The following is an 11,585-nucleotide window of genomic DNA, read 5'->3' as shown; positions in this document are numbered from 1 at the left end:
CGACACGCCGGGGCACCCGCTCGTGATCCACTCGATTTCCTTAAGAACGGGCTGTCAACACGACCCGGACACCGCAACTTCAATGAAGTCGAGTTGATCACGGCCTGGCGCGCGTTGATCACGGCCTGGCGCGCGGTGGTCGGCCTGGCGCGCGGTGGTCGGCTTAGCGCTCGGTGGTTGGCTGGAGGCTCCAGGCGATGCCGTCGAGAATGTCGTGCTCCGAGGCCACCACCGACGGCATCCCGGCCCGCTCCATGATCACGCGGAGCACCAGCGCTCCCGCGCCGATCACGTCGGCCCGGCCCGGGTGCATCACCGGGATCGCCAACCGCTGCGCACGGGTCTGGCCCAGCAGGTCCGCCGTCACCTGGGCGACCGCCTCGTACGACACCCGGGCGTGGTGGATGCGCTCCGGGTCGTACTCCCGCAGGCCCTGCGCGATGGCGACCACTGTGGTGACCGACCCGGCGAGGCCGACCAGGGTGGCCGCCTCGCGGCCGGGCACCACGGCGAGCGCCCGGTCCACCGCGGCCGCGATGTCGGCCTCTGCCGCCCTGACCTGCTCGGGCGTCGGCGGGTCGCCGGGCAGGTGCCGCTCGGTCATTCGCACACAGCCGATGTCCACCGAAATCGCCGCGCGCACCCCCGCGGCCCGGTCACCGACCACGAACTCGGTGGAACCACCGCCGATGTCGACGACCAGGAACGGCTCCTTCGCGTCGGTCGGCAGGCCACGCACCGCGCCGATGAACGACAGCCGGGCCTCCTCGTCGCCGGTGACAACCTCCGGCGCGACGCCGAGGGTGCCCCGCACCATCTCGGTGAAGTCGTCGGCGTTGGCGGCGTCCCGGGATGCCGAGGTGGCGCACATGCGCACCCGCTCCGCGCCCAGCTTCTCGATGTCGACCGCGTACGACGCCAGTGCCACCCGCGTCCGTTCGATCGCCTCCGGCGCCAACCGGCCGGTGCGGTCAACACCCTGGCCGAGTCGGACGATCTCCATCCGCCGGGTCAGGTCGGTCAGCGGTGCCCCGGTGGACTCCTCGGGCAGGTCCGCGACCAGCAGTCGGATCGAGTTGGTCCCGCAGTCGATGGCCGCCACACGCGTCGTCACGGCAGCAACCCTACGGCAGGACGGGCGGCCACCCAGGAGCGTGGCCGGGGTGCCGCCCCTCGGACGAGCCGCTCGACAACTGCGCACCGAGCGCGGTCAGGTGATGCCGAACCGCCCCACCCTCCCGCTCGCTGGCCACCAGACCGGCCGACCGCAGCGCGGTGGCGTGCTCCGAGGCCGAGGAGAGACTGATCCCGACGGCCCGGGACAGCACGGTGGTGGTCATCCCGCCGTCGACCGCCAGCCGACGCAGCACCAGCGCCCGGGTGGCGCCGAGCAGTCGACCGAGGGAATCACCCCCGGCCGTGGCCCCGAGCGCGGGCAGCACCGTCGGATAGACGAGCAGGATCGGGTAACCGGGCTGGACCAGCACCCGGGGGCGGGGTCCGGCCAACGGGGAGGGCAGCAGGATCAGCCCGTGGCCGGTGCCGGGCAGGTCCCCGCTCCACCACGTCCGCACCTCCAGCATTGGCTCCCGCCACCGGATCGCCGGATGCAACCCCGCGAAGAGGCCGTCCAGGCCATGCTGCGCCAGCCGATGGCTGGCAGAGGTCACCTGTTGGCGGTACGCGCCGGTCAGAGCGGGCCAGAGCGGTGCCAGGACCGCGTCGAACCAGGTCCGGACGGCCCCGCCGAACAGGCCCAACACCTCCGGGTCGGCGTCCGCGAACCGCCGCCGCAGCGGGGTGACGGCCGTCTGCGCGTACGACGCGGTGGCCTCGGCCCGGATCCGCCCTGCCGGGGTGGCCCGGATCGCCTCCAGACCGGCGTCGACCGATTCCAGGCCGGCCCACGGGGTGACGAAGTCCGGCAGGCGCCCCCGGGCGGGGAGCAGGTGCCGCAGCGTCGCGGTGGCGGCCCGTGCGGTGCCCGTGCGCTCGACCGTCGCCGCCCGATCGGCCAGCGCCGGTGCCAACGCCGCAACCGTCGGGTCCCGTAGCCACTGACCGGCCAGCAGTGCGGTGCCGACCGGATGCAGCCGGTCGGCGAACCGCACCCGGCAGAGGTCGGCCGGCCCGAGCTGGAGACGAAGCATGAGGGACAGCCTGCCTCCCTTCGCCCACGGCCGAAAGGGTTGATCCACCAGCGGGCCGCCTCCAGAGTGGACCGCGGGTCTACGGGGGGGGGTGGCCGACGTGCGGCGAATGATGGCGGTGTTAACGGGGCTCTGCCTCATTGTCCTGGTTGCGGCTTGCGGAGGGCGGGGACGGCCCGCGCCGGCCCCGCCCTCCGCGACCAGCGAATCCCCGGCCCCGGGTGACCACGACCTCACCCTGAACCACAACGGCCAGGAGCGCACCTACCTGCTGCACGCACCACCCGGGTACGACCCGAGCCGGTCACCCGCGCTGGTCATCGCGCTGCACTTCTATCCCGGAAGCGGCGCCGGCATCCAGGAGCTGGCCGGCCTGGAAGCCAAGGCCGACAAGGACAACGTGCTGGTGGCCTACCCGGACGGGGTGGCCGGCGGCTTCAACGCGCTGATCTGCTGCGGCAACGCGGACGACGTCGGTTTCCTCAGCGCCCTCACCGACCACCTGGTGCAGACCTGGCACGCGGACGCGAATCGGGTCTATCTCACCGGCATCTCGAACGGCGGCGACATGAGCTTCCGGGCGGCGGTGGAGAGCACCGGCAAGTTCGCCGCGATCGGGGCGGTCAGCGGCGGGTACAGCGGAAAACTGACCACGGCCGAGACCTACGTGCCGAAGAGCCCGGTCTCCGTGATCACCTTCATCGGCGGCCAGGACCGGTACGCCTCGACGTTCCAGGCCGGCATGAAGACCTGGCAGCAGCGGCTCTCCTGCCGGCCCAGCCCGAGGGCGTCCGGTGTGCCGGGCGTGACGCACACGCTGGCGAGCTGCAAGGACGGCAGCGAGGTGAGCGTCTACACCCTGCCCGAGATGGGCCACAGTTGGCCGGGGGCGACGACCGGTTCGCTCGCCGACTCCTCCGCCGGGCTGTCGGCCACCGACCTGATGTGGGAGTTCTTCGCCGCGCACCCCCGCAAGGCCTGACCTACAGGCGCAGCAGCATCCGCGTGTTGCCGAGCGTGTTCGGTTTGACCCGCTCCAGGTCGAGGAACTCCGCGACACCCTCGTCGTACGAGCGCAGCAACTGCTCGTACACCGGTTGCGGCACCGGTGCGCCGTCGATCTCCTGAAAGCCGAACGCGCCGAAGAACCGCGTCTCGAAGGTGAGCACGAAGATCCGGGCCACCCCCAACTCGCGGGCCGCGTCGATCAGCTCGCCGACCAGCCGGTGCCCGATCCGTCGGCCCCGACAGACCGGATCCACCGCGACCGTACGGATCTCGGCCAGGTCCTCCCACATGACGTGCAGCGCACCGCAACCGACCACCGCGCCGTCGGCGGGGCGGACCGCCACCCGGAACTCCTGCACCTGCTCGTAGAGGGTGACCGTCGCCTTGCTCAGCAACCGCCGGTCGTTGGTGTAGGTGTCGACCAGCTGCCGGATGCCGCGCACGTCGCCGGTGCGGGCGCGCCGCACCAGGATCTGACTCTCGGGCGCCGAGGACCCGGCCGGGGCGTTCACTCGGCCGCCGGGACGTCCACGCACGGGCCGGCCGTCCACCAGGGCTCGACCAGCGCCAACGTCTCGTCACCGAACGGGTTCACGCCCGGGCCGGCACCCAGCGCGTGACCCAGGTGCACGTGCAGGCACTTCACCCGGCCCGGCATGCCACCCGCCGAGATACCGGCGATCTCGGGCACCTCGCCGACCGCCTCCCGGCGGGTGAGGTAGTCCTCGTGCGCGGCCCGGTAGTGGGCGGCCAACTCGGGATCCGTCGTCAACCGCTCCGCCATGTCCTTCATCAGCCCTGCCGACTCCAGTCGGCTGCACGCCGCGGTGGCCCGGGGGCAGGTCAGGTAGTAGAGCGTGGGGAACGGCGTGCCGTCGGCGAGACGGGGAGTCGTCTCCACCACGTCCGGGAGTCCGCACGGGCATCGGTGGGCCACCGCCCGGGTGCCCCGGGGCGTCCGGCCGAGCTGCGCGGCCACCGCGGCCAGGTCCGCCTCGGTCGCCGGCTCACGCTGCGGCAGGGGTGCGGAGTCCGCCGCCGGCTCCGACGGTGGTACGACAGTCACGGTCTCTCCTGGTGCGTTGATCGGTGGCTCACTTGCCCGGCTGCTGGCTGTCGGCTGCCTGCACGCTCGACCAGAGCGTGTCGTACCACGTCGCCGGTCCCGCCGGGGCGGCCGAACCGGCCGACTTCCCGGCGTCCCGAGCGGCGCCCTCGGCGTCGTGCAGCACCACCATCATTTTCTCGCCCGGCGGACCCATGAAGAACCGCTCCCGGGCCTGCGTCTTGATGTACTCGTCGTCCTTCCAGTTGGCAGCCTCGGCGGCGAGCTTGGCGATCTCCTGCTCCTGCACCGCCTGCGCGGCCTCCATCCGCTCGATGTCGGCCTGCTGGTCCAGGTAGACCCGGACCGGGTAGGTGTAGGCCAGCGCGAGCGCGATGAGCACCGCGAACAGCACGGTGGCCCGACCGGTGAAGCGACGGGGGTGGGGTGCGGTGAGCCGCTTGACGGCGCCACCGGCGGCAGTACGCCGAGCGGCGGCGGGACGATTCGCGGAGCGGACGCCCTCGGTGCCCCGGGCCGCGCCCGGAGCCCGACCAGCGGTGCCGCGCGACTCGGCGCGGACGCCGGTCTCGCGGACCGATCCCCGGGTGGCCCGGCCGCCACCCGACCGACCGGACTGACCCGGCCGGCGGGCGGGACGCTGACCACCCGGTGTGCGGCGCTGCTGCATCGTCACACCCCTCCCCCGAGGCTTCGCGCGCTCAGGCCGAACGGTAGCGCGGGAACGCGCCGGCGCCGGCGTAGCGCGCCGCGTCGGCCAGCTCCTCCTCGATCCGGAGCAACTGGTTGTACTTCGCGACGCGGTCCGAGCGGGCCGGCGCGCCGGTCTTGATCTGGCCGCAGCCGGTGGCCACCGCCAGGTCGGCGATGGTGGTGTCCTCGGTCTCGCCGGAACGGTGGCTCATCATGCACTTGAAGCCGGCCCGGTGGGCCAGGTCCACGGCGTCCAGGGTCTCGGTCAGCGAGCCGATCTGGTTGACCTTGACCAGGACCGCGTTCGCGGACTTCTCCGCGATGCCGCGGGCGATGCGCTGCGGGTTGGTCACGAACAGGTCGTCACCGACGATCTGGACCCGGTCGCCGATCGAGGCGGTCAGCGTCTGCCAGCCACTCCAGTCGTCCTCCGCCAGCGGGTCCTCGATCGACACGATCGGGTAGTCACCGGCCAGCTTGGTGTAGTAGTTGCTCATCTCCTCGGCGGACTTCGCGGCACCCTCGAAGGTGTAGGTGCCGTTGTCGAAGAACTCGGTGGCCGCCACGTCGAGCGCGAACACGATGTCGGTGCCGAGCCGGTAACCGGCCTTCTCGACCGCCTCGGCGATCAGGTCCAGGGCTGCCGCGTTGGTCGGCAGGTTCGGCGCGAAGCCACCCTCGTCGCCGAGCCCGGTGGACAGGCCCTTCTTCTTCAGCACCGACTTCAGCGCGTGGTAGACCTCCGCACCCGAGCGCAGCGCCTCGCGGAAGGTGGGTGCGCCGATCGGCGCGACCATGAACTCCTGGATGTCGACGTTCGAGTCGGCGTGCGCGCCACCGTTGAGGATGTTCATCATCGGCACCGGCAGGAGGTGCGCGTTCGGGCCGCCCAGGTAGCGGAAGAGGCTCAGCTCGGCGCTGCCGGCAGCGGCCTTCGCCACCGCCAGGGAGACCCCGAGGATGGCGTTCGCGCCCAGCTCCGACTTGCTGTCGGTGCCGTCGATGTCGAGCATCTTCTGGTCGATCAGCCGCTGCTCGCTGGCCTCGTACCCGATGATCTGGTCGACGATCTTGTCTTCGACGTTGGAGACCGCCTTCTCCACGCCCTTGCCCTGGTAGCGGTCGGCGTCACCGTCGCGCAGCTCGATCGCCTCGAAGGCGCCGGTGGAGGCGCCGGAGGGCACGGCGGCGCGGGCGACCGTGCCGTCGTCCAGGCCGACCTCGACCTCGACCGTGGGGTTGCCCCGCGAGTCGAGAATCTCCCGGGCGACGATTCCCTCGATGGTTGCCACTAAGTCGCTCCTCGTTGTTGTGATCACGTCCGTGGGTGGGCCGCGACGGTGCGGCTGAGGCAGGTGTTGAACGCAGCGTATCGGGCCGCGCGAACGGGCACGGCGTCGCCCGCGCACCCGAGACGCCCCACAGTGACGGACATTCCCGGATTTCCGGGCGTCAACCGGCAACCGGTTTGCGCTGCGCGGACCGGATCCACCAGGCTGGTCGTCATGCCCGCCGCCTCGACCACCCTCCGCATGCTCGCCGTGTCGGTCATCGCGTCGCTCACGGTCACCGGCTGTCAGACATTCGAGGACGCCGGAGTCGCCATGGGTCGCTCGGAACTCGTCAACGACCTCGCCGCCCGCCTCGACCGGGCGCTGGAGTTGACCTACTCCGCCGACTACCAACTCCCGGGCGGCCAGAGCGCCGCGATCGTGCAGGCCCAGGATCCGGCCCGGTCCGCGTACACCTACCCGGGCGGGCGACTCACCGTCACCCCGGAGGCCATCACCAGGTGTACGACGACAGGCGCCCGCCCCGAGTGCACGGTGCTCGCCCCGCCCACCCCGGGCAGCAAGCCCACGGTGACGCTCTTCGGCGAGGCCAACAAGCAGGGCCTCGCCACCCCACCCGTCGTGATCGGGCTGCTGACCGCCGCCGCGCTCGACCCGCAGGTGGTCATCAAGCAGAGCGACACCACGGTCGCCGGGCACCACGCCGCCTGCGTCGAGGTGCAGGGCTCGTCGGCAGGCGACTTCACCGCCTGCGTGACCACCGAGGGCGTGCTCGGCAGCTTCACCGGACCGGTCGACGGTAAGCCGGTGGACCTGGCGCTGAGCCGTTACTCCGCGACCGTCGACACGGGCGCGTTCGACCCGCCCGCCGGCGCCGGTGTCGTGGACCGCCGCCCCGGCGGCTCGTGACCGACCGGACGGTCGTGCACCCGTCCAGCGCACCGCCCGACGGGTTCCGGCCGGGAGCCGACCGGAGCCGGCCGCCCGCCCCCGGCGACCTGGCCCTGCCGGTGACCGGCGCGAAGCTGCTGACCAGCGCCGACGGCCGACCGCTCCGAGTGGTCGACCTGCCGGCCGACACCGACTGGGTGCCGCTGGGCACCCTCGACGGAACACCCGTGTGGGCCACCGACGTGACCAGCGCCGACGATCTGCCCGGCCTGGCGCGCGACTGGGCCTCGCTCGCCGCCGAGGTGCCGGAGCCACACGCCACGCTCGCCGGCCGGGCGCTGGCGGTGCTGACATGGCGGCGTACCCACCGGTGGTGCGGCGCCTGCCGGGCGGAGCTGACCGACCTGCCCGGCGAGACCGCCCGGCGATGCCCCGCCTGCGGTCTGTACGTGCCGATGCAGCTCTCCGCCGCGGTACTGGTGGCGATCACCCGGCCCGGCCCCGCCGGTCGCGCCGACGAGCTGCTGCTGGTCCGGCACGCGGCCGGGCCGACCGGGCTGTGGGCACTGGTGGCCGGCTTCGTCGAGGCCGGCGAGGCACTGGAGGCGGCGGTGCACCGGGAGGTTGGCGAGGAGGTCCGGCTGGCCGTGGACCGCCTGACCTACTTCGGCAGCCAACCGTGGGCGATCTCCGGCCCCGGTGTGCTGCTCGCCGGGTTCACCGCCCGGGCCGCCGACCCGCACGCCGAGCCGGTGGTCGATGGCCAGGAGCTGACCCAGGCCCGGTGGTTCGGCCTGGATGCGCTGCCGGCGGAACTGCCGCCCGCGTACTCCATCTCGCGCTGGCTGATCGACGCGACGGTGACCGCCCGGCGGCGCTGACCGCCGCGCGCGGCGCGGCGGGCTCAGATCTCCAGCAGGGTGCGCAGGTGGCGCGGGGGCGGGCAGTCGTGGGCGAGCATCGCGTCGTGCCAGTCGCGGACCGACACCCCGTCCGGGCGGGCCGCGGCGATCTCGGCCACCTCGCTGTACCCGACGAAGTAGGTGGAGAGCTGGGTGGAGGTGAGCAGCGCCCGGCGCCACTTGCCGGCCGCCTCGCCCTCCTCCTGAAAGCCGCGTTCGGTCATCAACGCCATCGCCTCGGCCTCGGGGAGGTCCTCGGCGTGCACCAGCTGGTCCAGCAGTGCGTTGATGGTCATCCGGAGCTGCATCTTGAGCTGCTGCAACCGCACCGGGAGGCCACCGAAGCCGAGCCCCACCATCAACTCCTCCGCGTACACCGCCCAACCTTCGATGAACGGACCGGACTCGGCCAGTGCCCGGACCCGGGTGCCGCCGACGTAGCGGCGGGCGTGGGCGAGCTGGAGGAAGTGCCCCGGCATGGCCTCGTGCACCGTCAGGTTGCGGATCATGTGGTCGTTGTACTCGCGGTAGAACGACTCGACCCGGTGCGGCGGCCAGTCCGACGGGGTGGGCGCGATGCAGTAGAAGGTGGGCACGGGCGCGGTCTCCAGCGGACCTGGCGAGTCGCAGTAGGCCACCGCGACGCCCCGGGCGAACTCCGGCATCTCCTGGATCACGCACCGGTCGTCGACAAGGGTGACCAGGTCGTGCGCGCGCACGAAGTCGGTGGCCTCGTCCAGCGTGATGCCGGCCAGGTCGACGATCGTCGCGTCGTTCGGGTGCTCGGCGGCCAGCACGTCGAGCGCGCGGCGGACGGCCGCGTCGTCGGCGGGGCCACCGACCAGCTCGACTGCCGCCTGGCGGATCTCGGCGGTGACCCGGTCCAGGTTGGCCCAGGCGCGGCGCTGGATCTCGGCGGCGCTCAACTCGGTGTCGAGGGTGTGCCAGAGGCGGGCCTCCCAGCGGCGTCGGCCCAGTCGCGGGTCACGGCCCGGGGCCGCGTCGTCGGCCAGGCCGACGCGCAGCCAGGCGACGAACTCCTCCAGCGCGGCGATCGCCGCGGTCGCCGCCGGCTCGACCCGGTCGAGGGTGCTCGGCGCCTGGGCGAGCAGTGCCGGCAGTTCGTCGCGGATCAGCGCGGCCGTGCCGGTGAACTGCCCGACCGCCGTCTCGGCGTGGATCCGCGGCATGTCCCGCAGCGTCGCGCGGGCGGTGGCGAGAGCGTCCGGTACGGCGGCGAGCCGGCCGGCCAGTTGGGTCAGCCGCACCTCCGCCGGGGCGTACGGGCGGGCCAGTAGCGCATGCAGCAGCGGGCCGGGGTTGTGGGACAGCGGATCCCACTCGTGCGACCGGATCTCCGTCAGCTCGAACAGCTCCCGGTCCACGAATGAGCTGAGCAGCGCGTGGTCGACCTGCTCGTCGACGTCGAGCGAGTCTGGGTCCAGCTCGGACAGTGCGTTGGCCGCGTCGGAGAGCATCAACCGGTCGGCGGCCACGGCATCGGCGGACAGGTCCGGTAGCCGATCGTCAAACCGGTGATCCCCTGCCGAGGTGGCAACCCCCGGCCGCGACTCCAGCAGCGCCTCGACAACCCGCTCAGCTAGTACCCCAAACGCCTCCACCCGGCCCACCCTACCGACCGGCCCACCCACTGCCACCTGTTACGTCGATCATGAGGTTATTGCCGCCGACCTCGGCCTGTCGTGGCAACGAACCCATGATCAGCCTTGGTCTGAGGGCTCGGTCTCGGCGGCGCGGATGGCTTCTGCGTAGGCGAGGGTGGCGCGGCGGAGGGCTGCTTCGGGGTCGATTCCTGCCTCGCGGGCCGCCGTTACCGTGGCCAGGAGGCTCGCGCCCAACCGTGCTTCGGCATCCACCTGGGTGGCGGCCAACGGCGGTGGGACCTCGATGCCTCTGCGGGCGGCGCGGTCCAGGATCTGCGCGGCCAGGGCCAGCGCGGGCTGGCTGAGGGCCACCCCGTCCAGCACCGAACTCCGTGCCTTCTCCGCCCGCTTGATCCGCTCCCAGTTCTCGGTGATCTCCTCCAGGGTGCCCGCCTCGGCACCGGCGAAGACGTGCGGATTACGCCGGATCATCTTGTCGACCAGGCCACCCGCCACGTCGTCGATGGTCCACCGCTCGTCCTCGGGCAACTCCTCAGCGAGCCGCGCGTGCAGGACCACCTGCAACAGGACATCGCCCAACTCCTCGCGCAGCGCGTCGGTGTCGTCGGCGCTTATCGCGTCGTACGCCTCGTAGCTCTCCTCCAGCAGATAACCCGCGAGGCTGCGGTGCGTCTGCGCCCTCTTCCACGGGTCGCCACCCGGCGAGGCGAGTCGGTCCAGCACGGCCACCGCGTCGAGCAGCCGGGCGCCGGGCGGGTCCCACGACCCGTACATCAGCTCCATCTCGGCCAACCCCGGCTGGCGGGCCAGCCGCAGACCCAACTCCCGGGCCAGCGCCTCGTCGCCGGCGGGGCCGGCCAACCACACCACCGTGCCGTGCGTGGCCAGCGCGTCCAGCAACGGTTGCGTCGCCGGACCGTCCACCACTGTCACCTCGGCGCCCGCCTGGCGCACGGCCGTGGCCAACTCGCTCTCCGCGCCGGTCAACACCTGGTGCCCGCGTACGACGTCCCAGGCGGCCGAGGTCAACAGGCCGGCCGGCAGCCGGGGTGAGGTGACCAGAAGGACGATCCGTGCCGTCATGCTCAGCTGGCCGTGCCCTGGTCCGGCGCTGGGCCCTCGGCACTCGGGGAGTCGGTCGACGGCAGCGGCTCCGGGGTGGAGATGTCGGTGACGGTGCCGTCCTCGTTGATGTACGGCAGCGAGTAGAAGACCACCGACTGGCCGGTACTCACCAACGACGGCACCCCGATCGCCCGGAAGCGCGGGTTGATCGAGACGTCGACCCGGTCGGCCTCCTCGCCCAGTGCGGCGCCCAGGGCGGTGGCGGTGCGGACGAAACCGCCGTCGCCGAACGCCTTGCGGACGTCGGCCACCGACATGCCGGCGTCGATCGCCCCGGTCTTGACCAGGGCGCCGTAGACGGCCATCAGCGAATCGTCGCTCAGATCGGCGGGCGGAAGCTGCTGGTTGAGCACCTGAAGCAGGTCGACCCACTCGCCCCAGAGCTGGGCGTACTCGGTGGTGGCCGGCACCCGCAGGTTCTGCTCCAACTGCTGCGGGGTGACCTCGTCGGGAACCTGGAGGTTCTTGGCAGCTACCACCCGCTTGCCCAGCTCCAGGCTGACCAGGAGGTTCACCACGTCCTGACGGGTGACCGTGGAACGCAACTGCTCCGGCGACGGCGACGCACCCGCCTGGACCGCCTGCTGCCGGATGGCGTCGCCGTACTTCGTCTGCACGTCGGCGTAGATCGCGTCGACCCGCTCCAACGAATAGGTGGTGTCACCGACGTACGCGGCGACGTCCGGTGCGGACTTACCGCAGGCAGCGAGGGAGAGGACACCCAGGGCCGCGACGCTGGCGGCGGCAATCACACGGCGAGCACGCATGCCCGTCACTCTCTCATGCCCTCGTCCGTGTTGGGACGGCCCCCACCTCACCCCGGGCCCCACCCC

12 protein-coding genes are annotated in these 11,585 nt (G+C 72.3%); 3 read left to right on the top strand and 9 right to left on the bottom strand.

Annotated elements, in window-relative coordinates; translation table 11 throughout:
* Positions 1-163: 163 nt before the first annotated feature.
* Together ACFYPM_RS03885 and ACFYPM_RS03880 are read right to left on the bottom strand one after the other, a co-directional pair.
* Complete coding sequence (locus ACFYPM_RS03885) at positions 164-1,102, bottom strand: exopolyphosphatase (protein ID WP_387191470.1); 939 nt, start codon at positions 1,100-1,102, stop codon at positions 164-166.
* A 22-nt stretch (positions 1,103-1,124) separates the two neighbouring features.
* A complete protein-coding gene (locus tag ACFYPM_RS03880; protein ID WP_387190964.1) occupies positions 1,125-2,150 on the bottom strand; it encodes an ArsR/SmtB family transcription factor in 1,026 nt (341 codons plus the stop codon).
* A gap of 109 nt (positions 2,151-2,259) precedes the next feature.
* Between ACFYPM_RS03880 and ACFYPM_RS03875 the strand changes: the two genes are divergently transcribed.
* The gene (locus ACFYPM_RS03875) at positions 2,260-3,132 is read left to right on the top strand and encodes an alpha/beta hydrolase family esterase (protein WP_387191468.1); all 873 of its coding nucleotides are present in this window, start codon (positions 2,260-2,262) and stop codon (positions 3,130-3,132) included.
* Position 3,133: 1 nt separating this feature from the next.
* On the opposite strand, the gene ACFYPM_RS03870 is transcribed toward ACFYPM_RS03875, so the two are convergent.
* The 4 genes from ACFYPM_RS03870 to eno are packed head-to-tail and all read right to left on the bottom strand — an operon-like array spanning position 3,134 to position 6,209.
* Positions 3,134-3,631 (bottom strand): amino-acid N-acetyltransferase, encoded by a 498-nt coding sequence (locus ACFYPM_RS03870; protein WP_357242399.1) that lies wholly within the window; start codon positions 3,629-3,631, stop codon positions 3,134-3,136.
* Between the two features lie 35 nt (positions 3,632-3,666).
* The gene (locus ACFYPM_RS03865; RefSeq protein ID WP_387190962.1) at positions 3,667-4,224 is read right to left on the bottom strand and encodes a DUF501 domain-containing protein; all 558 of its coding nucleotides are present in this window, start codon (positions 4,222-4,224) and stop codon (positions 3,667-3,669) included.
* A 28-nt stretch (positions 4,225-4,252) separates the two neighbouring features.
* The gene (locus ACFYPM_RS03860) at positions 4,253-4,894 is read right to left on the bottom strand and encodes a septum formation initiator family protein (RefSeq protein ID WP_387190960.1); all 642 of its coding nucleotides are present in this window, start codon (positions 4,892-4,894) and stop codon (positions 4,253-4,255) included.
* 31 nt (positions 4,895-4,925) lie between these two features.
* The gene (gene eno, locus ACFYPM_RS03855; RefSeq protein ID WP_184181511.1) at positions 4,926-6,209 is read right to left on the bottom strand and encodes a phosphopyruvate hydratase; all 1,284 of its coding nucleotides are present in this window, start codon (positions 6,207-6,209) and stop codon (positions 4,926-4,928) included.
* A 213-nt stretch (positions 6,210-6,422) separates the two neighbouring features.
* Here eno and ACFYPM_RS03850 point away from each other — a divergent pair, with 213 nt between their 5' ends.
* Together ACFYPM_RS03850 and nudC are read left to right on the top strand one after the other, a co-directional pair.
* Positions 6,423-7,118 carry a hypothetical protein gene (locus ACFYPM_RS03850; RefSeq protein ID WP_387190956.1) on the top strand — a complete coding sequence of 232 codons (696 nt, stop codon included), beginning with the start codon at positions 6,423-6,425 and terminating at the stop codon, positions 7,116-7,118.
* Entirely contained in the window at positions 7,115-7,981 is an 867-nt protein-coding gene (gene nudC / locus ACFYPM_RS03845) for an NAD(+) diphosphatase (RefSeq protein WP_387190954.1), read from the top strand. The genes ACFYPM_RS03850 and nudC overlap by 4 nt, the downstream gene beginning before the upstream one ends.
* Positions 7,982-8,004: 23 nt before the next feature.
* On the opposite strand, the gene ACFYPM_RS03840 is transcribed toward nudC, so the two are convergent.
* The 3 genes from ACFYPM_RS03840 to ACFYPM_RS03830 all read right to left on the bottom strand — a co-directional run bounded on the left by ACFYPM_RS03840 (position 8,005) and on the right by ACFYPM_RS03830 (position 11,519).
* Positions 8,005-9,624 (bottom strand): DUF885 domain-containing protein, encoded by a 1,620-nt coding sequence (locus ACFYPM_RS03840; RefSeq protein ID WP_387190952.1) that lies wholly within the window; start codon positions 9,622-9,624, stop codon positions 8,005-8,007.
* Between the two features lie 99 nt (positions 9,625-9,723).
* Positions 9,724-10,710 carry a nucleoside triphosphate pyrophosphohydrolase gene (locus ACFYPM_RS03835; RefSeq protein ID WP_387190950.1) on the bottom strand — a complete coding sequence of 329 codons (987 nt, stop codon included), beginning with the start codon at positions 10,708-10,710 and terminating at the stop codon, positions 9,724-9,726.
* 2 nt (positions 10,711-10,712) lie between these two features.
* Positions 10,713-11,519 carry a hypothetical protein gene (locus ACFYPM_RS03830; protein ID WP_387190948.1) on the bottom strand — a complete coding sequence of 269 codons (807 nt, stop codon included), beginning with the start codon at positions 11,517-11,519 and terminating at the stop codon, positions 10,713-10,715.
* Positions 11,520-11,585: the final 66 nt, after the last annotated feature.

It is taken from the genome of Micromonospora sp. NPDC005203 (assembly GCF_042872705.1).
In the GTDB taxonomy this organism is placed as follows: Bacteria; Actinomycetota; Actinomycetes; order Mycobacteriales; family Micromonosporaceae; genus Micromonospora.
The sequence above is the reverse complement of the archived record's forward strand: the minus strand, read 5'-3'. Positions and strand labels throughout refer to the sequence as shown.